21 protein-coding genes and 1 pseudogene are annotated in these 20,508 nt (G+C 53.2%); 12 read left to right on the top strand and 10 right to left on the bottom strand.

Annotated elements, in window-relative coordinates:
• Together JHD74_RS26975 and JHD74_RS23430 are read left to right on the top strand one after the other, a co-directional pair.
• On the top strand, positions 1 to 1,708 hold a 1,708-nt coding region (locus JHD74_RS26975), incomplete at its 5' end, for a VENN motif pre-toxin domain-containing protein (protein ID WP_199063616.1).
• A 2-nt stretch (positions 1,709 to 1,710) separates the two neighbouring features.
• Entirely contained in the window at positions 1,711 to 2,067 is a 357-nt protein-coding gene (locus JHD74_RS23430) for a hypothetical protein (protein ID WP_074029789.1), read from the top strand.
• A gap of 37 nt (positions 2,068 to 2,104) precedes the next feature.
• On the opposite strand, the gene JHD74_RS23425 is transcribed toward JHD74_RS23430, so the two are convergent.
• The gene (locus tag JHD74_RS23425) at positions 2,105 to 2,452 is read right to left on the bottom strand and encodes a hypothetical protein (RefSeq protein ID WP_074029790.1); all 348 of its coding nucleotides are present in this window, start codon (positions 2,450 to 2,452) and stop codon (positions 2,105 to 2,107) included.
• Between the two features lie 62 nt (positions 2,453 to 2,514).
• Here JHD74_RS23425 and JHD74_RS23420 point away from each other — a divergent pair, with 62 nt between their 5' ends.
• The 7 genes and pseudogenes from JHD74_RS23420 to JHD74_RS23390 all read left to right on the top strand — a co-directional run bounded on the left by JHD74_RS23420 (position 2,515) and on the right by JHD74_RS23390 (position 5,937).
• On the top strand, positions 2,515 to 2,664 hold the full coding sequence (locus tag JHD74_RS23420; protein WP_178380905.1) for a hypothetical protein: 150 nt from the start codon (positions 2,515 to 2,517) through the stop codon (positions 2,662 to 2,664).
• Between the two features lie 234 nt (positions 2,665 to 2,898).
• Positions 2,899 to 3,219 (top strand): annotated as a pseudogene (locus JHD74_RS23415) (hemagglutinin repeat-containing protein); the annotation flags it as partial.
• Between the two features lie 173 nt (positions 3,220 to 3,392).
• Positions 3,393 to 3,770 (top strand): hypothetical protein, encoded by a 378-nt coding sequence (locus tag JHD74_RS23410; protein WP_370592697.1) that lies wholly within the window; start codon positions 3,393 to 3,395, stop codon positions 3,768 to 3,770.
• Positions 3,760 to 4,302, top strand: a complete 543-nt coding sequence (locus tag JHD74_RS23405) for a hypothetical protein (protein ID WP_199063615.1) — start codon at positions 3,760 to 3,762, stop codon at positions 4,300 to 4,302. The genes JHD74_RS23410 and JHD74_RS23405 overlap by 11 nt, the downstream gene beginning before the upstream one ends.
• A 60-nt stretch (positions 4,303 to 4,362) precedes the next feature.
• On the top strand, positions 4,363 to 4,719 hold the full coding sequence (locus JHD74_RS23400; RefSeq protein WP_199063614.1) for a hypothetical protein: 357 nt from the start codon (positions 4,363 to 4,365) through the stop codon (positions 4,717 to 4,719).
• A gap of 274 nt (positions 4,720 to 4,993) precedes the next feature.
• Entirely contained in the window at positions 4,994 to 5,299 is a 306-nt protein-coding gene (locus JHD74_RS23395) for a hypothetical protein (protein ID WP_074029794.1), read from the top strand.
• 254 nt (positions 5,300 to 5,553) lie between these two features.
• Complete coding sequence (locus tag JHD74_RS23390; protein ID WP_199063613.1) at positions 5,554 to 5,937, top strand: hypothetical protein; 384 nt, start codon at positions 5,554 to 5,556, stop codon at positions 5,935 to 5,937.
• Between the two features lie 74 nt (positions 5,938 to 6,011).
• On the opposite strand, the gene JHD74_RS23385 is transcribed toward JHD74_RS23390, so the two are convergent.
• Together JHD74_RS23385 and JHD74_RS23380 are read right to left on the bottom strand one after the other, a co-directional pair.
• Positions 6,012 to 7,676 (bottom strand): AsmA family protein, encoded by a 1,665-nt coding sequence (locus JHD74_RS23385; RefSeq protein ID WP_199063612.1) that lies wholly within the window; start codon positions 7,674 to 7,676, stop codon positions 6,012 to 6,014.
• A gap of 141 nt (positions 7,677 to 7,817) precedes the next feature.
• Positions 7,818 to 9,215: an NCS2 family protein gene (locus tag JHD74_RS23380; RefSeq protein WP_024527836.1), complete on the bottom strand. Its 1,398-nt coding sequence runs from the start codon at positions 9,213 to 9,215 to the stop codon at positions 7,818 to 7,820.
• Positions 9,216 to 9,452: 237 nt separating this feature from the next.
• On the opposite strand from JHD74_RS23380, the gene gltS reads away from it, so the two are divergent.
• A complete protein-coding gene (gene gltS / locus JHD74_RS23375) occupies positions 9,453 to 10,655 on the top strand; it encodes a sodium/glutamate symporter (RefSeq protein WP_029710944.1) in 1,203 nt (400 codons plus the stop codon).
• A gap of 40 nt (positions 10,656 to 10,695) precedes the next feature.
• Here the strand turns inward: gltS and recG are convergent, their stop codons facing one another.
• The 5 genes from recG to gmk are packed head-to-tail and all read right to left on the bottom strand — an operon-like array spanning position 10,696 to position 16,564.
• Positions 10,696 to 12,777, bottom strand: coding sequence for an ATP-dependent DNA helicase RecG (gene recG, locus JHD74_RS23370; RefSeq protein WP_199063617.1), 2,082 nt, complete (start codon positions 12,775 to 12,777; stop codon positions 10,696 to 10,698).
• The gene (gene trmH, locus JHD74_RS23365; protein ID WP_024482947.1) at positions 12,774 to 13,472 is read right to left on the bottom strand and encodes a tRNA (guanosine(18)-2'-O)-methyltransferase TrmH; all 699 of its coding nucleotides are present in this window, start codon (positions 13,470 to 13,472) and stop codon (positions 12,774 to 12,776) included. The genes recG and trmH overlap by 4 nt, the downstream gene beginning before the upstream one ends.
• A 5-nt stretch (positions 13,473 to 13,477) precedes the next feature.
• Positions 13,478 to 15,592, bottom strand: a complete 2,115-nt coding sequence (gene spoT / locus JHD74_RS23360) for a bifunctional GTP diphosphokinase/guanosine-3',5'-bis pyrophosphate 3'-pyrophosphohydrolase (RefSeq protein ID WP_024482946.1) — start codon at positions 15,590 to 15,592, stop codon at positions 13,478 to 13,480.
• Between the two features lie 18 nt (positions 15,593 to 15,610).
• Entirely contained in the window at positions 15,611 to 15,886 is a 276-nt protein-coding gene (gene rpoZ, locus JHD74_RS23355) for a DNA-directed RNA polymerase subunit omega (protein WP_024482945.1), read from the bottom strand.
• A gap of 54 nt (positions 15,887 to 15,940) precedes the next feature.
• Positions 15,941 to 16,564: a guanylate kinase gene (gmk, locus tag JHD74_RS23350; protein ID WP_024482944.1), complete on the bottom strand. Its 624-nt coding sequence runs from the start codon at positions 16,562 to 16,564 to the stop codon at positions 15,941 to 15,943.
• Positions 16,565 to 16,848: 284 nt separating this feature from the next.
• Between gmk and ligB the strand changes: the two genes are divergently transcribed.
• Positions 16,849 to 18,570: an NAD-dependent DNA ligase LigB gene (gene ligB, locus JHD74_RS23345; RefSeq protein WP_199063611.1), complete on the top strand. Its 1,722-nt coding sequence runs from the start codon at positions 16,849 to 16,851 to the stop codon at positions 18,568 to 18,570.
• Here ligB and JHD74_RS23340 read toward each other — a convergent pair.
• The gene (locus JHD74_RS23340; protein ID WP_024527839.1) at positions 18,567 to 19,184 is read right to left on the bottom strand and encodes a trimeric intracellular cation channel family protein; all 618 of its coding nucleotides are present in this window, start codon (positions 19,182 to 19,184) and stop codon (positions 18,567 to 18,569) included. The two genes, ligB and JHD74_RS23340, sit on opposite strands and share 4 nt — an antisense overlap.
• Before the next feature lie 230 nt (positions 19,185 to 19,414).
• Here JHD74_RS23340 and JHD74_RS23335 point away from each other — a divergent pair, with 230 nt between their 5' ends.
• On the top strand, positions 19,415 to 19,852 hold the full coding sequence (locus tag JHD74_RS23335) for a DUF3574 domain-containing protein (protein ID WP_074029802.1): 438 nt from the start codon (positions 19,415 to 19,417) through the stop codon (positions 19,850 to 19,852).
• 291 nt (positions 19,853 to 20,143) lie between these two features.
• Here the strand turns inward: JHD74_RS23335 and JHD74_RS23330 are convergent, their stop codons facing one another.
• On the bottom strand, positions 20,144 to 20,302 hold the full coding sequence (locus JHD74_RS23330) for a hypothetical protein (protein ID WP_199063610.1): 159 nt from the start codon (positions 20,300 to 20,302) through the stop codon (positions 20,144 to 20,146).
• Positions 20,303 to 20,508 lie beyond the last annotated feature (206 nt).

The following is a 20,508-nucleotide window of genomic DNA, read 5'->3' as shown; positions in this document are numbered from 1 at the left end:
TGTTCGTGACAAGGACAACCAGCAACAAAATGTCGCCGACCTGAGCCGGGATACGGAGAATGCCAACGGCAGCATTGCGCCGATCTTCGACAAGGAGAAAGAGCAGAACCGGTTGAAACAGGCGCAGCTGATTGGCGAGATCGGCGGGCAGGCAGCGGATATCATCCGTACGCAGGGTGAGATAAACGGGCTGAATGCGGCGAAAGCCGATCTGGCGAAAGATGGCAAACTGCCGCCGGAACCGGGAAAAAATGCCAAGCAGGAAGAGATTGATCAGTACGTCAGCATCCTGAAAGACACCACTGCGTATAAAGAGGCCATGAAGCAGTATGGTACGGGCAGTGACTTGCAGAAAGCGGCGCAGGCGGTGACGGCTGCGTTGCAGGGGTTGGCAGGGGGAAATATCTCCCAGGCTCTTGCTGGTGGTTTGAGTCCGTACGCGGCCGAGCAAATCAAGAAGTATACCGGTACGAATGAAACGGCCAACGCGCTTGCCCATGCGGTGTGGGGGGCGATAGCGGCACAAGTGAGTGGCAACTCGGCAGCCGCGGGTGCTGCGGGGGCCGCTGGTGGTGAATTGGCCGCGCGTTATCTGGCAGAGAAATTATATGGTGCAGACACGCCGGAAAAAATTGCTAAACTGAGTGAGGAGCAGAAGCAGAGTCTCAGTGCGCTATCGACGCTGGCAGCAGGTTTAGCAGGTGGAGTGACGGGGGATAGCACTGCGAATGCTCTGGCGGGTGCTCAGGCCGGTAAGAATGCGGTGGAGAATAACTCGCTGAGCGGTGATAAATCCCGTGAATCTGTTAAGCAGATCGCCGGAAATATGAAGGATCAGGTCAGGGATAAACTGGGCGAAGGCACACTCTCCGCTATCGTTAACAGCATTATCGGTGCGGCGGCGGATACCGGTGATGCGGTATTAGGTGGGGCGGATTACGGTGCTGATGCAGCAATGGCGCTTACTTCCTGCGCTATGGGTGATAGTTACTGTACCAAAGCGTTAAGTGATCTGGAGGGTAAAAATCAGGCTGCGGCAGATACACTGAAAGCTCTGATGAAGAGTGAAACCTGGGAAGCTGTTGCCGGGCAGGTGAAAGAAGCCGCGCAAGGTAACCAGCTTGCGTTGGAAGCCACAGGTGGAATGCTGGCGGGGCTGTTCCTGCCAGGCAAGAAATTACCTGATGGCGTTGCTGGTACAGGAAAAATCCCAGTCCTTCAAAAAAATAGTGATGGAATAACGGAGGTAAAAGTTAGCTCGACTCCTCTGGAAGGCCATGACCGCTTAAACACGCCAGATGTAAATGGTAACGGGAAGTATAACCCAGCAGAAGCTGCGGCTGCTGCAAGGTTGGAAGGTGTTCTTGGGCCGTTGGAAAGAGCGCCTGATACAGGTGGAAAAACAGCTGATTTTATTATTAGCACCGGGCCTAATGCTGGGAAAACGGTTGACTTTATGTATACGACAAAGAATTTGTCTCAGAAAGAGATTGATGGGATTAACAAATTTTTTGAAAAAAATATGACTACCCCCTTAAAGACGGGAGACATTCCAGGAGGCCAGAAACAAATTCTTGATCATCTGGAAAAAGCAGACATAGTTCCTGTTGATTTTACAGTGTTAACGCCATCAAACCAGAAGGTTTTTATGGACTACATAAAAACTTTACCTAAAAATCAACAAAGTAAAATTATCATTATGAGGTGATTATGGGTTCTTTCGTTAACGTGGGATATAAGCCACCATATAATGACAGCTATCAAGGGAAAGGTCTTACCATAGGCCTTAATCGAACATGGTCTAATGCTTTAGAAGTATTGTTTGACGATGCTTTGCAGGAACGTTATCCAGGCATGCATGAAAAGATAATGTTGTATTTACCATTAGATCAAATAACGTTAGCTGAGTTGGAAAAAGAGGAGTTCAATGTGGTTGTAAAAGCTATTCGGGAGTGTATTAACAGCCGAATAGAGCCAACCCAAGGCCAACTCTTCCAGAAGCGAGTATGGGAAGAGGTAATAGAGCCCCTTATTCAGCAAGATGAACGTTATCAAAAACAAAGTTAAGGTAGGAATCCCGGCCAACTGGCCGGGATCTTTGCTTTTAAGCCTTGAATACCTCATTTTCCCGACGCTGTAACCGGATCACACCGGGTGCGGCGGTGATCTCCAGCTGTTCCGCATCGGTGATCCCGGACGCGGTCAACCAATCGCCGCCGATGATCAGCTCGCCGTTCTGCCGTACCCAATCCGCTCCCAAATCTTGCCGCTGCTGGCTGGCTTCACACAATGTGTTCCTGGTGGCCGCATCGGTGACTGGGGTGATCCACAGCCCATCGGGTCGCAGTGTGAGCTGCAAGTGGGGGGGGCCGGGAGTAAAACCCAGACCTGCCAGTGTGCCACCGTCGATAGCCAGTTCCGGGATCGGTTGGGGTGTGAAGGTAATGTTCATGCTGCCTCCATATCGATATAGCGTCGGAAATCGTCGCCCTCGAGGTTCTTGCACAGGGCATCATGGGGGCCTGTGATCAGCTGTTCCAGCATCTGGCGCGTGTTCACCCCGTCGTGGCGACGGCGTGTGCGTTACTCGGCCTGACGTTGTGCGTTGGTCTTGGCCATGATGAACCCCACTGTTACTGCGTAACGACGCGGATGATCTACTGACCCGGCTCGGTGATCGTTTCGATCCTCTGGCCGGGAGTAAACGTCAATGAATTAAACAGCTAATGGCAGCAAGGGATCTTGTTGGTACTATGACTAATGAGCAGGCAAGGATGCCAAGGTAGGGCGGTAGCTTGTCTTTTATCTTCCTCACCTCATGGTTCTAACAACCACTTCCATCTATTCGATCTCTGTTAACTTCTGAACCCTGATAACGATAGCCATATGTAGTGTTTGATAGACGCCGGACGCGATCTGACGCTCAACAGCGCCACCGAAAGTGACTACTCCTTCTTCGAAGAAACCAAAACCAAGAAAGGGTTCCTGTCAAAGACCACCACCCACACGGTGCGGGAAGATTACGCCACGCAGGAAAAAGGCACGCTGCTGAGCGGCGATAATGTGTCGCTGTCTGCGGGTAACGATCTGACGGTGAAGGGATCTTCGGTTGTGGGTGACGGTAAAGTTAACCTGCAAGCAGGTAACAACGTCGAGATCGTGGCTGCGACGGAAGAACAGTCCAGCTACCGGTTGGATGAGAAGAAAAAGAGCGGGCTGATGCAGTTCGTTACGAGTTAGCTACTGGCGAAAAAGTCGCTGGCAGGGGGCGCCCAAACATATTCTAAAGCGATTCAGGATTGGTTAAATAAGAATCCTTAAGCTTCTTCGAGTGATAGAGCGGCGGCGGAAAACGTTCTGAAAGACATGCAAAATGCTCTTAAGGGTAAGTAATGATGGATAATTATATTGATGATTACTTGAGTTTTTTTACTCAAGCGTCAGAGTATATAAAGAATGAAGTAAATAGATGTGTTGAGTATTGGTTGCCAGAACCTCCATCGACGATCTTATTGTTTTCTCTAGTGGGTAAAGCATTGGTAAACCAGTTGGCTTCATTAAATCACTCGGAGAAATCAGCCCTGTTCCAGCACATTGAAACAGGTATGAGGTCTGATAATGATGAGTTAGCAACAGCGGTTGCAACTGGACTTGTTGAATCGTTAGTTACAGCATCTGATGAAAATGAGTCAGTTTGGAAAGAAATCGAAGCTTATCTGCATGTCGAGTCAAAAAAACATGCTCTAGCATGGAAAAACTTTGGCCAATAATCTTATATACAATCCCCCCGGCCAACTGACCGGGGGTCTAACTGGCGGGCATTATCCTGCCAAGCAAGAAACTACCGGATGGTATTCCTGGTTCAGGAAAAGTCTCTGTACTTCAAAAAATAGTGATGGAATTCATGAAGTAAAAATCAGTTCGACCCCTCTGCAAGGTCATGACCGCTTAAATACGCCGGACCTTGGTGGAAACGATAAATTAAAACCGGCAGAAGCTGCTGCTGCGCAACTAGAGTCAGCAATTGGCACAATGGAACGTTATGCCCCACCGCCGGGAGAAAAATTAGGAACATCGCCTGACTTTGTGATTACGTCAGGCCCCAATAAAGGTAAAACCGTCGATGCCATGTATACGACAGATAGACTGTCACAGAAAGAAATAGACGGATTAAACAAATTCTATGAAAAAAACATGGTTTATGGGAATGGGCAAAAAGTCATTCAGGATCATTTGCAAAAAGCTGATTTTGTTCCTGTTGATTTTAGAGTGCTAACGCCTGCTAACCAAAATATTTTATGAATTATATAAAAACACTGCCTAAAGTACAGCAAGATAAAATTATCATTATGAGGTAATGACATGGGGGCAAGTATTTTCTTTCGTAGAGATGAAACTATCGAAAAACCGGAAGATAGATTGACCTCTGCATTTATTCATAGCAGTTATTGGGATGCCTTTGGCGATCTGCTGGATGCTGTTTTTTTACCAGACACCCCCAAGTTGCATGAAATAATTAAGTATGAAGAAGGTGAGTATCTAAAGTTTTATTCATTTGTTGAGTTAGATAAGGCAGATTTTAACCATGCTGTTAAGCTAATCAGGGACTATCTTGTGAAGCAACAAAACCCAACCGAATGGCAAAAGATGGCAGAAGTGGTGTGGGAAGATGTTGCAGAACCTTACATTATTCAGGATAAGCGTTATCAGCCTGAATAATGAGTAATTAAAACCCCAGCCCTCAAAAGCTGGGATTCTAGCCCTGTCACTAAATCACAAGTATGGTGGTGTGGAGAGCACGCAGCTGTCGAGTCGGGTATTGCAGGTGGTTCATGCCTCAACCCATCCGGCGGACTCGTCGGGAGCCGAGCTAGTGCGGTGGCGCAGGTGCGGTACTCCCGCCGCCGCAACTGGATCGCAATAGATACAGTGGTGATCACCCGTCCTTCGCTGGATTCGGGTATAAATTCTATCAGAGGTAAGAGAGGGTGGTATGTCTATAGGATTAACATGTTTTACTAAGCTTACTTTTGCTGAGTTACAGCATAAGTTGAACGAATTTGCAAAGCGATATCCGGATGTGTTTCCCGCTCACTATTATTTATCTACTGCGGCTATACCACATCCAATCCAAAAAGAGGTATCTAATGAGTTCGGATTAGATCCGGTATCTTACTGTTATATATCAGTAAATAACAAGTCCCTTGAGATATCAACAGATGAAATGGCTGATATGATTAGGGAATCTTTTGGGGCGGACAATGTTATTGTACTTTTAAATGGTGAGGATTTAATCTGAAAGTTGTGATGGTTCCCGGTTACGCAAGCAAGATGGATGGAAGGTTAAAAGATTATTGGTGATCCTTATAGAATCGCTATACAACTGGGAGCAGGTCAGAGCTTATTAGGTTGATAAAGATAGTTGAAAAATATGAGTATCTACCTGAACAGATATAAGAATCTGTGACCATAATTGATAGAGTCCGGTCAACTAGATAGGATTTATTTTTACGCTTTGGAAATTCCAATCTTGGATATGCTGAGTAATCATATATGACTGAAAAATTGGTTAAATTTAGCTTTGTTGACGGTTCTCTACTGAATAGTCAGCTAGAGGATTTTCGATATTCCTCTGGCTCCCTTGAACTGATTTTCTCTTCTGTGCATAACGAAGAAGGCAGTAAAATTAAGGTGTCCTTCGATTGGATTTATTCTTTCCGAGTGATTGATGAAGGTGACCTATTAAAAATGCAGCAAGAGCAGAAAAGGGATATGCTTACAGGGCTTTATATTGTAGAAAATTCTAAATATTTAGAGTGGTTTAATGAACAAAGCGGTAATGCACACGATGGTGTTGTTCACTATATGCTTTCAACTGTAGACGAAGTTATAGATATTTTAGCTTCTATTAGTCCTTCAGTATCAATCAGTTATTAGCAGCGCTCCCTAAATACCCAATCTCTTGCCGCTGCCACCAGATCACTCCAGAAGCAGCGGTATTCAACATCAGTTCACGGCACCTGCTGCTCCAGAGTCTGCCCATCCTTGCTGGTAGCCTGCAACTGGCCCCGCAAAGACGCCTTAAACGGCCCATCACTGTTGAGTAATCCCTTCAGCTGCAACTGCAGATTACCATCACCCTCCAGCGGCACATGCTGCCAACCCCATTGTTGCAAGGTATTCACTGGTACCGAGCGCCCGTTAAGGGACAGGGTGAACGGCTTACCAGGCAGTTGGCTGACGTTGGCCTTGGCATCCAACAGGCCATCGGGCATAAAGGCGCTCAGCTCGGTAACGTTGATCTGCTGTGCATCCGCATCCAACGCCAGCGAAGGGCGGCGCACGTCGATCTTGTTAAAGGTGGCACCACCGGCGTTGAGTTTCAGCGAGCCGGACCAAATCCCCCACCGATGGTCACTGGCCAACAGCAGATTGCTGCCGTTACCATCCAGCGAGGTGAGCTGGAAGGGGAAATCCGGGTTGATATCAATGATCAGGTTACGATTGGTGTTCATCTTGGCGACGTACACCTCCGCCAGCCAGCTTGGCAACGGCTGTAACCAGAGTTCACGCCAGTTGCTGGGCAAGGTGTACTCCAGCGCAGAAACTGCCACCTCGTCGAGTTGCAGGCGCTTATTGGCGCGCAGCCAGTTGCCAGTGGTACGCAGCAATCCACCTTCCCAGCGGGTGCTGAACTGGCCAATGGCAATCCCGGCTGGCGAGAGTTGCATATCCATAATCGGATCGATCAGATGGAAGTTGCCATTGATCAGGTCGTCGGCGGTGAAGTTGATCGCGCCATCCTGACTGCTCCAATCCCCCTGTTGGAAGGTGATATTTTGCATCGACAGATCGAGATCGTTCGCCGCCCAAGCGTTACCTTCCAGGCGGGCGTTAATCAGATCGAAGCGTTTCAACGTAATGGGTGGCAATGCCATGAAGCGCCCCCAGAACTGCTCTAGCGTCATTGGCACTTGCAGGCGGACGTTGCTCAGCCGCAACCGTTCAACCAACCAACTGCCATCGGCAGCTCGGCTGGCTACCCCGGTCAGATCGCCTTGTGCCAGATCGGCACCAAAGTCGCTCAATACCAGCTGATTTTGTTTGATTTCGCCCTGGATCAACACCTGCGAGGCCGGAATACCGTTGACCACCATCGAACCGGCGCTGAACTGGAACTGATTGTTATCCCCGAGCAAATGGCCTGCCGTAGGCTGCCACGGGTTGATCCCGGCGTTGACCTTCTGCGCGTTAAGCTGCCAGCTCTCATCGTTGGATTGCAGCGCCATATTACTCAGTTGCAATACATCGGCCTGTATTGGCAGGGGGGCGCCCTGCAAAGGCTGAACGTTTAAGGTGCCGTCGCGCAGCGTGATGCTATCGAAATAGCGTGGCTCGGTAATTTGCCGCAGGCTGAAAGCCATATCGACCTGCTTGGCCGCCAAGAGCTGCGGTTGGTTGGCACGGGCGAGGGTTACGCCCTCCAGGCTGAGTTGCCCTGGTTTGCTCCACGAATGCGTTATTTTTCCTACCGACAACTGGTAATCACCACGATCGCTGATCCAGTGACTCAACCAGCCTGCGGCCCAGCGGGTTTGCCCCACCACGTAGAGCAGCACAATGGCCAGCACTATCAGCAGCAGCAACGTGATCAATAGTTTTCCGATAAATTTCATCGTGTGGATCCGTAGCGGACAGAAAAGATACCCTGTTTATGCCGCAATTAGCCTTCCAGCTCAAGGGCAATGGCCTGAAAGACAATAAAAAAACGGCCAGTAGCGGTTTGCCAATGGCCGTTGGTTTGCTGCGGGAAGCGCTTATTTTTCTTCTGGTGGGAACAGCAGGTTCAGCACAATGGCGGTGATACCACCGGCGGCGATACCGGAAGAAAGCAGGGTTTTCAGCCAGTCCGGTGCAAACTGCAAGATCAGCGGCTGTTGGGAAACCCCCATACCGACGGCCAGCGACAGCGCCATAATCATGATGGCGCGGCGGTTTAACTTCTCGCGGGAAACGATACGCACGCCGGAGGCTGCAATGGTCCCGAACATCACGATGGTCGCGCCGCCCAGCACCGGCTCAGGAATGTGTTGCACAAAACCGGCAACGGCCGGGAACAGCCCCAGCAGGATCAGCATCAGTGCCACCACAAAACCGACATAGCGGCTGGCAACGCCTGTTAGCTGGATCACTCCGTTGTTCTGACCAAAGCAGGAGTTCGGGAAAGTGTTGAACACTGCCGACAACATCGAGTTTAGGCCGTTGGCCAGCACGCCGCCTTTCAGGCGCTTCATATATAGTGGGCCACTGACCGGCTGTTCAGAAACGTCGGAGGTAGCGGTGATATCACCGATGGTTTCCAGCGATGTGACCATAAAGATTAGCATTAGCGGCAGCAACAGGTTCCAGTCAAAGCCCAGGCCGTAATACAGCGGGGTAGGGACGGTGATCAAGGTTGTCTGGGTGGCCGGTTCGGTTTCCGGCAGCATGCCCATGGCCCAGGCCAGCAGATAACCTATGGCCATGGCGATCACCAACGAAGCGACGCGCAGGTAAGGGTTACGTTGGCGGTTAAGCAGAATAATCACCACCAGCACTGCGCCTGCCAACAGCAGATTCTTGGGCGCGCCGAAGGTGTGATCGCCCATCGCCGCATAGCCGCCACCGATGGAGGTCAGCCCGACCTGGATCAGCGACAGGCCGATAATCATCACCACAATGCCGGAGACCAGCGGGGTAATGATACGGCGTGCCAGATGCAGCACGCGTGACAGCAGGATTTCGGTACAAGAGGCGACCATCAAGGTGCCAAACAGCGCAGCCATCATGGTGGGCACGTCTGCGCCGCCGTTTTTCAGCGCCAGCCCGCCCATAATCAGCGGTGAGACAAAGTTAAAACTGGTGCCCTGAATAGACAGCAGGCCAGACCCCACCGGGCCCCATGTTTTGATTTGCAGGATGGAGGCCAAACCGGAGGCGAACAGCGACATACTGATGATGTGTTGCGTATCCTGCGCAGGCAGGCCAAGCGCCTGGCAGATCAACAGGGCCGGGGTGATCACGGCAACAAACATCGCCAGCAGATGCTGACTGGCGGCAAACAGCGTTTGCGGCAACGGCGGGCGATCTTCCAGGCGGTAAATCAGTTCACTATTGTGTGAAACGGGGGCTGATGCTTTTTGCGCGGCATCAAGCTCGGCGGTTTGGCTGGACATGGTGTGGCATTCCCAAAGGCGGCAAAGAACGCATTTTAATGATCTGCTTCACAAAAGCAAACGGTTGCGCATTAATATTTTTCACGATGCTGAACCCATTAATGTCGCATTTTCGTTCATTTTTTCTTGTGTTATTAGCCGTTTTTACTTTTAATCCACCCTTCATCAAGTTAAAAAACTGAGTAAATTTTATAACTTATTAATTTATTGGATTTAATTACTACACGGAGTAGCTAGATGTTTCATCTCGATACTTACGGCACTTTAGTTGCCGCCACGCTGGTCCTACTGCTTGGGGGCAAATGCGTGCGCTCCATTCCTCTGCTGAGAAAATATACTATTCCTGCTCCCGTTGCCGGCGGTCTACTGGTGGCGGTCCTGCTCTTGGTTATGAAGAAAACGGTGAACTGGGAAGTCGGCTTTGATATGTCGCTGAAAGACCCACTGATGCTGGCCTTCTTTGCCACTATCGGCCTGAATGCCAACCTGGCGCGCCTGCGGGCGGGGGGCAAGGCACTGGTCGTGTTCCTGTTCGTGGTACTGGGTCTGCTGTTGGTACAGAATGCCATCGGTATCGGTATGGCGAAAATGCTGGGGCTGGATCCGTTGATGGGGCTGATTGCGGGCTCGATTACGCTTTCTGGTGGGCATGGCACCGGGGCGGCCTGGAGCAAGGTGTTCATCGAGCGCTATGGGTTTGAGAATGCCACCGAAGTGGCCATGGCTTGCGCCACCTTTGGTTTGGTGCTGGGCGGCCTGATTGGTGGCCCAGTGGCCCGCTATCTGGTGAAACACTCCTCAACACCGGAAGGCACACCGGATGATAGTGTGCAGCCGAGTGGCTTTGAAAAGCCGGAAAGTGGCCGCCTGATCACCTCGCTGGTGATGGTAGAAACCATCGCCATGATTGCCATCTGCCTGAGCCTCGGTAACTTTATTGCCGGGTTATTGAATGGCACCGCCTTTGAACTGCCGACCTTTGTCTGCGTGCTATTTGTAGGTGTGATCCTCAGCAACACCCTGTCGGCAACGGGCTTCTACCAGGTGTTTGAGCGTGCGGTCTCCGTACTGGGTAACGTGAGCCTGTCGCTGTTCCTGGCGATGGCGTTGATGAGCCTGCGCCTGTGGGAACTAGCTTCGCTGGCCCTGCCAATGCTGGCGATCCTGGCGGTGCAGACGTTGGTCATGGCACTGTATGCTATCTTCGTGACCTACCGCGTGATGGGTAAAAACTACGATGCTGCCGTGCTGGCAGCGGGGCACTGTGGTTTTGGCATGGGGGCGACGCCAACGGCCATTGCCAACATGCAGGCGATCACCGATCGTTTCGGCCCTTCGCATCTGGCATTTTTGGTGGTGCCGATGGTGGGCGCGTTCTTTATCGATATCGCTAACGCCATCGTGATTAAGCTGTATCTGATGCTGCCGGTGTTCGGTTAAGTGATGATAACCCCTCTTGGCGACAAGAGGGGTTAATTGATTAGGCGTTGGAGTAGCGAGCTGTTTCCGGCAGCCAGCGCTCAATTAAGGCATGCGCATGCTGTGGATACTGCTGGTGAATATGGCGCGCAACGCGCTGAACTTCGGGGATCATGGCCTGATCGCGCAACAAATCGGCCACTTTAAACTCTGCACTGCCGGTTTGGCGCGTCCCCAATAGCTCACCCGGCCCACGGATTTCCAAATCTTGCTGGGCAATCACAAAGCCGTCGTTACTGTCGCGCAGCACCTGCAGGCGTTTTTGGGCGGTTTTACTGAGCGGGGTTTTATACAGCAGCACGCAGTGAGAGGCTACCGCACCACGGCCAACCCGGCCACGTAGCTGATGCAACTGTGCCAAGCCAAGCCGCTCCGGGTTTTCGATGATCATCAGGCTGGCGTTTGGCACGTCCACCCCCACTTCAATCACCGTGGTGGCTACCAGCAGCTGCAGTTCGCCCTGTTTGAAGGCCTGCATCACCGCCTGTTTCTCCGCTGATTTCATCCGACCATGCACCAACGCCACCTTCAGTTCCGGCAGCGCAATCTTCAATTCTTCCCAGGTTGCTTCTGCGGCTTGGGCTTCCAGCAAATCAGACTCTTCGATCAGCGTGCAGACCCAATACGCCTGACGGCCTTCTTCGATACAGGCGCTTTTCACCCGCTTGATAATATCGGCCCGGCGCGTATCGGGGATCGCCACCGTTGTCACCGGCGTACGGCCCGGCGGCAATTCATCGATTACCGAGGTGTCCAGATCGGCGTAGGCGGTCATAGCCAGCGTGCGTGGGATTGGCGTGGCGGTCATGATCAACTGATGAGCATGGAACCCTTGTTCTTCGCCTTTCTCCCACAGCGCCAGCCGCTGATGCACACCAAAGCGGTGTTGTTCATCGATAATCACCAGGGCCAGGCCATTGAACTGCACCTGCTCCTGGAAGATGGCATGCGTCCCTACCACCATCGACACCTGGCCACTGGCAATAGCTTCCTGCTGGGCGAGGCGTGCTTTGCCTTTTTGCTTGCCGGCTAACCAACCCACCTCAATCCCCAAGGGTTCAAACCACTGGCGGAAGTTATTGGCGTGTTGTTCGGCGAGCAATTCGGTGGGAGCCATCAGCGCCACCTGTTTACCGTGAGCAATGACGCGTAGTGCGGCCAGGGCAGCAACCAGGGTTTTACCTGAGCCGACGTCGCCCTGCACCAGGCGCATCATCGGGAAACCTTTTTGCAGGTCCGCTTCAATATCTGCCACAACCCGCGTTTGTGCACCGGTAGGCGAGAAGGGGAGCTGGGCCAGGAAGCGGTTTTTAAGCCGATCGTCAGGCGTTAGCGATAATGCCCGATAGCTTTGCGCTCCGGCGCGGACGGCCAACATGCTTAAGTTATGTGCCAGCAGCTCTTCAAGGATCAGGCGTTTCTGTGCCGGGTGCTTGCCCTGTTCCAAATCAGCCAGTTGGATATCCGGCGGCGGACGGTGCAGCATATGCAGCGCCTGTGGCAGGCTCATCAAACCGCCGCTTAATTCCGGTGGCAGCAGCTCGGCAATCGCACAGGTATCCAGCAACTCCAGCGCCTGATCGGTCAACTTGCGCAGCGTGGCCTGGCGGATCCCTTCGGTGGTGGGATACACCGGCGTCAGGGCTTCTTGTAGCTCGACCTCGCTGTTTTCCCCCTGGACACGATATTCCGGATGGATAATCTCTGCGCCGTGGGTCCCGCGTTTGACTTCGCCATAGGCCGTTACGTGGCGGCCAGTAGCAAGGCTGTTCTTCATCGCCGCGTTGAAGTTGAAGAAGCGCATAGTCAGGATGCCGGTGCCGTCGCTGATCTGGCAGGTGAGCATGCGGCGGCGGCCAAAGCTGATATCGCTGCGCAGCACTTCCCCTTCCACCGTGGCAAAAATGCCTGGCAGCAGATCGTTGATTGGGTAGAGGCGGGTGCGGTCTTCGTAACGTAACGGGAGGTGCAACAGCAGATCCTGGATGGTATTCAGGCCGATTTTGGCCAGTTTCCCCGCCTGGCTGGCTCCAACCCCGGAAAGTGTAGTGAGTGGGACGGCATCCAGCAGGCGGCCTTTCATCGGCGTACCGTCGTTGCCTGCATGGCTGCCCACCATTCGGCGTCGGCAACCACTTGGCCTTGATCGTCAATCTGCGGGCGCGGCAGCTTTTTGCGCTTGGCCACGTTGGCTAACACCGGGTAGCCGCCTTCAAACAGCAGGCGTTGCTGTTCCTGCTCATCTAACGCGCTGAGATCGCGGCGATACATACCGGCGTTTTGCCGCTGACGTTGGGCCTCATACAGGATCAGAGCCGCAGCGACAGAGACATTCAGCGACTGCACCATACCGATCATCGGAATGATAATGTCCTGATCGGCCAGGGCTAGCGCCTCTTCGGTGATGCCGGTTTTTTCCTGCCCCAGCAGTATGCAGGTGGGGCGGGTATAGTCTATTTCGCGAAAATCGACGGCGCGGGCAGAAAGGTGAGTTGCCAGGATCTGCATCCCTTGGCCTTTCAGATGCGTGACCGCATCGGCGATGGTGGGGTGGGTTTTGACGCTCACCCAGCTATTGCTTCCCGCAGCGGAGGAGACCAGGGTACGCATCCGTGGAGTAGGCCACACGGCATGCACCTGATGTACGCCGACGGCATCGGCAGTACGGATAATCGCGGAGACGTTATGCGGTTTGTGAACCTGTTCCAGGCAGACCGTCAGATCGGGCTGCCGGGTGGCCAGCATTTCACAAATCCGCGCATAGCGTTCGGGGCTCATAGGCGCTAGTTTCGGTTACGGTTAACTTTAATCACATCCGGCATGATACGGATCTTACGCATAATATTTGCCAGGTGGATGCGATCGCGGGTAGTCAGGCGGATAAAGGCGCTGTAGACCCGGCCATCTTTCTCTTCGGTATTCAGGCTCTGAATATTCGATTCGGCCGCGTTGATCGCCGCCGTGAGGTTGGCCAACGCACCCTGATGGTTGAACATGTCCACTTTGATTTCCGCAATGAACTCCTGCTCGGTTTCCATATCCCATTCGACCGCCATGAATTTCTCTGGCTCTTTCTGGTAGCCGCGGATATTACGACAGGATTCATGATGAACCACCAGGCCTTTGCCCGGGCTGACATGGGCAATAATCGGGTCGCCTGGGATAGGGCGGCAGCACTTGGCAAAGGTGATCAGAACGCCATCGGCGCCTTTGATGGCCAGGTTGCGCACGCCGTTCGACGAGCCCAGGCTGGACTGATCGCCCTGCAGGTTCTTCGCGACAACCACGCTCATGGCGTTACCGAGGCCGATTTCTGCCAGCAGATCGTCCAGCGTGGCCAGCTTCATGCGGTCCAGTTCATGCTGGATATTCTCTGGCGGCACTTCCGAAAGTTTGCGGCTGCCCCCGAGTGCATGGTTTAGCAAACGGCGGCCCAGGCTGACGGAATCATCGCGCTTGAGGTTTTTCAACATCTGGCGGATTTTGGCGCGGGCTTTGGAGCTCACCACAAAGTTCAGCCAGGCGGCATTTGGCCGGGCACCCGGAGCGGTGATGATCTCTACCGTCTGGCCACTGGCTAAAGCTTGTGACAACGGATGCGGCTGGCGATCGACACGTGCGCCAACGCAGGCGTGGCCGATATCGGTATGCACGGCGTAGGCAAAGTCGACCGGTGTAGCACCGGCAGGCAGCTCGACAATACGCCCTTCCGGGGTGAAAACGTAAATCTCATCGGGGAACAGATCGGATTTTACGCTTTCAATAAATTCAAACGAGCTACCGGCGCTTTGTTGCAGCTCCAACAGGCTCTGCATCCAGCGCTGGGCGCGGATCTGTGCGGTAGTGCCGCCGGTTTCGCCCTGTTCCTTTTCTTTATAGGCCCAGTGCGCGGCGACCCCCATTTCGGCCATCTGATCCATATCTTCGGTACGGATCTGTACCTCAACCGGCACGCCGTGCGGGCCGATCAGTGAGGTATGCAGCGATTGATAGCCGTTGGCCTTGGGAATGGCGATATAGTCTTTTACCCGGCCCGGGCGCGGCTTATACAGGCTGTGTGCCTGGCCTAGCACCCGGTAGCAGGTATCCACTTCTTTGACGATCACCCGGAACGCGTAAATATCCATGATGGAATGGAAGCGCTGCTCTTTCAGGTGCATCTTGCAGTAGATGGAATAGAGGTGCTTTTCCCGCCCGCTGACGCGGCAGGGGATACCCGCTTCGGTCAAACGCCCTTCGATCTCGGAGAGGATTTTCTGGATCATCTCCTTACGGTTACCGCGCGCGGCTTTCACCACTTCTTTGATGACGCGGTAGCGGTTCGGGTAAAGCGCTTCAAAGCCCAGCTCTTCCAGCTCGGTTTTCAGATGATGAATACCCAGGCGGTGGGCCAGTGGGCTATAGATTTCCAGGGTTTCACGGGCGATACGCCGCCGTTTGTCCGGGCGCAGCGAGCCAAGCGTTCGCATATTGTGGGTGCGGTCCGCCAGCTTGATCAGCACGACGCGGATATCCTGCACCATCGCCATGATCATCTTGCGGAAGTTCTCCGCCTGCGCTTCTTTCTTATCCTGGAATTTTAATTTGTCTAGCTTGGATACGCCCTCAACCAGTTCGGCAACGCTTTTGCCAAACAGTTGTTCCATATCCTGATAGGTGGCCGGGGTGTCTTCGATGACGTCGTGCAGCAAGGCTGCCATCAGCGTCTCATGATCGAGACGCATTTCCGCCAGAATACAGGCCACGGCAACCGGGTGAGTAATGTAGGGCTCACCACTGGAGCGTGTCTGTCCCTCGTGAGCATCACGTGCGACGAGGTATGCCTGTTTGAGGCGCTTAATCTGCTCCTCAGGCAAGTAACGTTGAATCAGCAGATTCAGGCTTTCAAACAGGTACAAGGCAGACTCACAGTCTAATTAACGACGACCTTCAGCAATCGCGGTAACCGCCTGGATCTCTGCGGCTTCCTGCTCTTGCTGCTCCTGGCGCTCACGAACATCGAGGATCTGGCTGTTGATCAGGCCTTCTTCGATTTCGCGCAGAGCGATAACGGTGTACTTATCATTCTCTTCAGGTACCAGTGCATCCTTACCACCGGTCTGGATTTGACGTGCCCGACGAGCAGCGACCAACACCAGGTCAAAACGGTTACCAATTTTCTCTACAGCGTCTTGAACAGTTACGCGTGCCATATTTGTGCTACTCCACAGGTGACGAAAAGACTGGGCATAATACTGAAACTGTCTTCAGTCTGCCAATAGTTTGCTGATTAAAGCATCATGCCGCAGCATTTGACGGCCCAAACGCAAGCGTTCGGCGCGAATAATGGTCTTCAGATCGGACAAGGCCAGATCGAAATCGTCATTCACGATTAAATAATCATACTCCGCGAAATGCGTCATTTCCGCGACGGCCTGCGCCATGCGCTTGGCAATCACGTCATCCGCATCTTGCCCACGGCCACGCAGGCGGCGGCCAAGCTCTTCCTTCGACGGCGGCAGAATAAAGATGCTGCGCGCCTGGGGCATTTTGGCACGGATCTGCTGTGCGCCCTGCCAGTCGATATCCAGGAAGACGTCAACGCCGGTCGACAGTACCTGCTCGATGGCCGCGCGGGACGTGCCGTAATAGTTGCCGAACACTTCTGCGTGCTCAAGAAACGCATCCTGCTCAATCATACGGCGGAATTCGTCTTTGGAGACGAAAAAGTAGTGTTCGCCGTGATTTTCACCCGGGCGGCTATCGCGCGTGGTGTGTGAAACCGAAACCTGCGTATCGTACAGCGGTTGCGTCTTTAACAAAGCCTGAATCAGACTTGATTTCCCTGCGCCACTTGGAGCAGAGACAATATAAAGCGTGCCTTGAGCCATGATGATGTTCGTTGCTAGCGGTTGATGAGTCAGTGACAGCGGATGTGTAAATTCTCCGCACAGTATACACGGCTAACGGGCGGTATGCAGCGTTAGCTCGCATTTTGGCCGCCGCTTTCTGCTAAAAACAGCGTGAAAAAGTCAATTTGCGCGGCGGATCTGGAAATTTTTGCCGTTTTCAGCAAATACGCATTCCTTTTGGGAAGTGTTTAGCACCTCCGTTTTTTGGCGTTAGCCAGCAAAGGCGATTGAGTATTTACTGCCGGGAAGCAAGGAGGTGCTCAATGTGGAGAGGTATTTACCGGGCGTTGGTGGTGATTGGAGTGCTGTGTAGCTCGGCATGGGCAAGCTGTCCGGTGTGGTCGCCAGAGCGCATGCAGGTGGAAATTACGGCGCTGGATGATCAACTGGGGCGCTGGGATGAGGCTTATTATCGCCTGGGTAACAGCCCGATTGACGATGAACTCTACGACAGCCTGTTACAGCAACTGCAAGATTGGCGGCGTTGTGTCGGTGCGGTGGGAGAGGATACGCGGCCACTGCCAGTGGGCAAAGTACCGCATCCGGTGGCGCATACCGGATTGCGTAAACTGCGCAACTCTCGTGCCGTAGAACAATGGATGCAGGGCCGTCACGATCTGTGGGTGCAACCCAAGGTTGATGGTGTGGCGGTCACTTTGGTCTACCTGCAAGGCGTATTGGTGAACGCCATTAGCCGGGGGGACGGGCAGAAGGGGGAAAACTGGCTGGAAAAGGTCAAGGCGATCCCCGCTATCCCCAACGTTTTACCAGGGTCTACGGCCAACTTGGTGCTACAAGGAGAGCTGTTCCTGATGGTGAACGATCATCACCAGCAAACCCAAGGGGGCATCAACGCCCGTTCCAAGGTTGCCGGGATGATGATGCGTCATCCGCGCACTGCGCAACTTGAGCAGCTTGGCCTGTTCGTCTGGGCGTGGCCCGATGGCCCGCCAACCATGGCCGAACGCGTGCAACAGCTTGCCGCCATGGGGTTTACGCTGCCGCAGCAATATTCACAGCCGGTCACCACGTTGGCGGAGGTGGAGCAGTGGCGGGCAGCTTGGTACAGCGGCCCTTTGCCGTTTGTCACTGATGGCGTGGTGATCCACCAAGGGCAAGAACCTCAGGGGCGCTACTGGCAGGCCAAGCCTAATGACTGGGCGGCTGCCTGGAAATATCCCCCGGTCCAGCAAGTGGCCAGAGTCACGGATGTTGAGTTTGCCATAGGCCGTACCGGCAAAATTGCCGTGATGCTCCGCCTGGATCCGGTGCGAATGGACGATAAATGGATCCGGCGAGTTAACGTGGGCTCGCTAGCTCTGTGGCAAAAAGGGGACATCGTACCTGGCGATCATATTGCGATTAGCCTGATGGGGCATGGCATTCCGCATTTGAAACAGGTGGTCTGGCGTGAGGTTACCAGGGCAACACCCATTGCGCCAAAGCCGGAGGATTATCATGCGCTGAGCTGCTTTACCTTGCAGCCCGGATGCCGCCAGCAGTTTCTGGCGCGGCTGGTTTGGTTGAGCAGTTCCAATGGGCTGAACATCACCGGGTTGAATAAAGCTGGCTGGCAAGTGCTGGTCGATCAGGGATTGGTGAATAACCTGCTGGATTGGTTGGAGTTAACACCGGAACAGCTCAGCGCGGTGCCCAGCTTGGGGGCAAAGCGTGCACAGGCCCTTTACCAACAATTTCGTCTGGCGCGGCGGCAGCCTTTCGAGCGTTGGCCGATCGCCCTCGGCGTACCCATTTCGCCATCGCAGTCGGCCACGTTGCAAAATTGGTCACAGCTACAGCAGATGACGTTGGCACAGTGGCAGGAGCTTGCTGGTATGGGTGCGCAAAAAGCCAGAAAAGTGCAGGAGTTTTTGCAACACCCTACCTTTCTGGCACTGGTTCAAACCTTGCAGCAGCACCATATTAGCGGCTTTGAAACGGTTCCCGATCGTGCCGAACCGCTTGGCGATGCGTTCGCGAATTAATGGTCGGGATGCTGATAGTTAAACACTGGCAAGCCAAGGCGAAAGCGCAGTGCGATCAGGCGAGCACTGAGGCCTGCAACCAGGGTAATAATAATTACCATGTTATGCGGCAAGTTAAGGTATTGCAGGCCGATATATAGCCAGGCAGCGGCAAAGGCGATACCTGCATAGATTTCCTTCTGGAAAACCAGCGGGATACGGTTGCAGAACATATCGCGCAGCACGCCGCCGAAAACGCCGGTGATCACGGCGGCAATGGCTGCGATCAGTGGAGCATGGCCCATATCCAGAGCCACCTGCGCGCCGATGATCGAGAAAACAATCAGCCCAATGGCGTCTAACACCAGGAACAGATGGCGCAGGTGGCGCATCAGCGGAGCCATCCAGGTGGTGATAATTGCCGCTATGGCTATGATAACAATATACTCAGGGTGTTTTACCCAGCTCAGTGGGAAGTGCCCAAGCAGCATATCTCGCACCGAGCCCCCGCCAATGGCGGTAGCGGAGGCGATAAAAATCACGCCAAACAAATCCATTTGGCGGCGGCCTGCGGCTAACGCGCCGGTCATGGCTTCTGCGGTGATGCCGATAATATAAAGAATGCTCAGTAACATAGTGGATTCACAGGGTCGGAGGGCAAAAGTGTCAACGCCGAAGGGTAACGAGCCTGGTGGCAACGCACCACTGAGTTTTTTTGTTGTGTTACTTTCGAATTACTTTAACTAATGTTAAATAGGTTATTTTTGCTTGCTGCTAGTCTCTAGTGCTACTTGTGATTTTTACAACGCATTAGAAATTTATCGCTAGTATCTGTTGGTAATTATTTAAGGAATATGAAAGCGAGATGAAAAACACCCCGATATTGGCGGCCACCGTCGCCATAACCTTGCTGTTGAGCGGCTGCGTAGCGCCAGTGCAAAAGGCATCACCGTTTAAACCGGAAGCAACGTGCAGCATCGGCGAGCCGATGACCCAGACCACGCTCTATTTTGGCTTGAATCGCCCGGCAGGGCCGGTAATTACGGCGGTTGAATGGCAGACCTTTGTCGATCAGCAGGTAACCCCGCGTTTTAAAAATGGGTTATCGGTATTTGATGCCAAAGGACAATGGTTGGGGAACGATGGCAAGCTGGCGCGGGAAAACAGCAAGGCGTTGATGTTGATCCATAGCCCTGATACGGCCAGTGAGCAAAACATTGAGGCGCTGCGCACCCGCTATAAACAACAGTTTAGCCAAGACTCTGTGATGCGTGTCGATGCGCCAGTGTGCGTCGCGTTTTAATGAATACCCGGCTTGCCGCAACTGCAGCAAGCAGGTTTATTGTTCCAGCAAAATGGCTGCTGAGCAGACAATAAAATCTGCCTGCAGCAACGTAAAAGTGTGGCTCAATTTTTCTGAAATATTTCAGCTGGCTGAGTTAAAAACCATTGTAGCCCCTTACTAATAAAGCTCGGAAAGGCTAGCGGACAATGAGGTCGACCGGACTCTTGGCTTTACTCCAGGAACCTCCGAAATTGATAAGCATAGACGTTGGACAATCTGTCAGCCTTTCATGCTTTAATATTTCGGATATCAATCATAAGTGATATTAACAACCAGCGAACCGCTGAAAAGTCCACCTTTAAGAGCGTTGGTGGAGCGTAAGGTTGCCTTGATCACCAGACTGCGTGAGGTATTATTCTCAATATAATAGCTGGATGGCACATCTGCTGGCACATCATTAAATTCCATCAAAGCGCTAAGAGAACCGTCCGGCCTGAGTAAAACACCTGTCTCTTATACACATCTGACGCTGCCGACGATGCCAACTAAAAAGGGGGGGGTGGGGGGGGGGGGGGGGGGGGGGGGGGGGGGGGGGGGGGGGGGGGGGGGGGGGGGGGGGGGGGGGGGGGGGGGGGGGGGGGGGGGGGGGGGGGGGGGGGGGGGGGGGGGGGGGG

Source organism: Serratia sp. ASV30 (assembly GCF_016428815.1).
Lineage (GTDB): Bacteria > Pseudomonadota > Gammaproteobacteria > Enterobacterales > Enterobacteriaceae > Chania > Chania fonticola_C.
This window is presented reverse-complemented; position numbering and strand designations above follow the sequence as displayed.

What these genes read in the sequence shown, in the direction of transcription:
- JHD74_RS23395 (WP_074029794.1), top strand. Translation starts at nt 4,994, where the DNA reads ATGTCTATAGGATTAACATGTTTTACTAAGCTTACTTTTGCTGAGTTA.
- ligB (WP_199063611.1), top strand. Translation starts at nt 16,849, where the DNA reads ATGTGGAGAGGTATTTACCGGGCGTTGGTGGTGATTGGAGTGCTGTGT.
- JHD74_RS23330 (WP_199063610.1), bottom strand. Translation starts at nt 20,302, where the DNA reads ATGGAATTTAATGATGTGCCAGCAGATGTGCCATCCAGCTATTATATT.
- JHD74_RS23390 (WP_199063613.1), top strand. Translation starts at nt 5,554, where the DNA reads ATGACTGAAAAATTGGTTAAATTTAGCTTTGTTGACGGTTCTCTACTG.
- JHD74_RS23380 (WP_024527836.1), bottom strand. Translation starts at nt 9,215, where the DNA reads ATGTCCAGCCAAACCGCCGAGCTTGATGCCGCGCAAAAAGCATCAGCC.
- JHD74_RS23420 (WP_178380905.1), top strand. Translation starts at nt 2,515, where the DNA reads ATGGGGGCCTGTGATCAGCTGTTCCAGCATCTGGCGCGTGTTCACCCC.
- JHD74_RS23400 (WP_199063614.1), top strand. Translation starts at nt 4,363, where the DNA reads ATGGGGGCAAGTATTTTCTTTCGTAGAGATGAAACTATCGAAAAACCG.
- recG (WP_199063617.1), bottom strand. Translation starts at nt 12,777, where the DNA reads ATGAAAGGCCGCCTGCTGGATGCCGTCCCACTCACTACACTTTCCGGG.
- JHD74_RS23430 (WP_074029789.1), top strand. Translation starts at nt 1,711, where the DNA reads ATGGGTTCTTTCGTTAACGTGGGATATAAGCCACCATATAATGACAGC.
- JHD74_RS23340 (WP_024527839.1), bottom strand. Translation starts at nt 19,184, where the DNA reads ATGTTACTGAGCATTCTTTATATTATCGGCATCACCGCAGAAGCCATG.
- JHD74_RS23385 (WP_199063612.1), bottom strand. Translation starts at nt 7,676, where the DNA reads ATGAAATTTATCGGAAAACTATTGATCACGTTGCTGCTGCTGATAGTG.
- JHD74_RS23335 (WP_074029802.1), top strand. Translation starts at nt 19,415, where the DNA reads ATGAAAAACACCCCGATATTGGCGGCCACCGTCGCCATAACCTTGCTG.
- rpoZ (WP_024482945.1), bottom strand. Translation starts at nt 15,886, where the DNA reads ATGGCACGCGTAACTGTTCAAGACGCTGTAGAGAAAATTGGTAACCGT.
- gltS (WP_029710944.1), top strand. Translation starts at nt 9,453, where the DNA reads ATGTTTCATCTCGATACTTACGGCACTTTAGTTGCCGCCACGCTGGTC.
- trmH (WP_024482947.1), bottom strand. Translation starts at nt 13,472, where the DNA reads ATGAGCCCCGAACGCTATGCGCGGATTTGTGAAATGCTGGCCACCCGG.
- JHD74_RS23410 (WP_370592697.1), top strand. Translation starts at nt 3,393, where the DNA reads ATGATGGATAATTATATTGATGATTACTTGAGTTTTTTTACTCAAGCG.
- JHD74_RS23425 (WP_074029790.1), bottom strand. Translation starts at nt 2,452, where the DNA reads ATGAACATTACCTTCACACCCCAACCGATCCCGGAACTGGCTATCGAC.
- gmk (WP_024482944.1), bottom strand. Translation starts at nt 16,564, where the DNA reads ATGGCTCAAGGCACGCTTTATATTGTCTCTGCTCCAAGTGGCGCAGGG.